This is a genomic window from Aquicoccus porphyridii, assembly GCF_008369105.1.
GTDB lineage: Bacteria > Pseudomonadota > Alphaproteobacteria > Rhodobacterales > Rhodobacteraceae > Aquicoccus > Aquicoccus porphyridii.
In genome coordinates this window covers 1-412 of the sequence record NZ_VINQ01000163.1, presented here as the reverse complement: position 1 = coordinate 412, position 412 = coordinate 1, and the positions used below count along the sequence as shown (strand labels likewise).

The window sequence follows — 412 nt, the reverse complement described above, 5'->3', positions numbered from 1 at the left end:
CAGGCAGTCCTGGATAAGGTGGCGTTGGTAGGCGTCGGTGGCCGCGCGCAACGAGTGACCGGTCGTTGGCGCGGCGGGCGCGGGCTCGACCACGCTGCGAGGTGGCGCGGGGGTTTCCGCGGGCAGGTCGAGATCCTGCCGATGCAGGGTGACGATCCGCGACCGCTCCGGATTGTGGCCGAGGGCCTTGAGCGAGGCGCGGCCGACCAGGTGCTCGAGTTCGCGCACGTTGCCCGGCCAGCGATAGTCGAGGAGCGCGGCCTGGGCCTCGTGGTCCAGGCGCAGGCTGCGCAGTCCCAGGCGCGGTCGTTTTTCCTCGAGGAAGTAGCCGGCCAGCAGGAGGATATCGCGGCCGCGCTCGCGCAGCGGCGGCACGCGCAAGGGATAGACGCTGAGGCGATGGTAGAGATCG

At 70.9% G+C, this 412-nt stretch carries 1 protein-coding gene; it reads right to left on the bottom strand.

Annotated features, from left to right (window positions below; translation table 11 throughout):
- Nucleotides 1-412 (bottom strand): AAA-type ATPase lid domain-containing protein (locus FLO80_RS24025; RefSeq protein ID WP_500676337.1); only part of this gene is annotated, 412 nt, incomplete at both ends.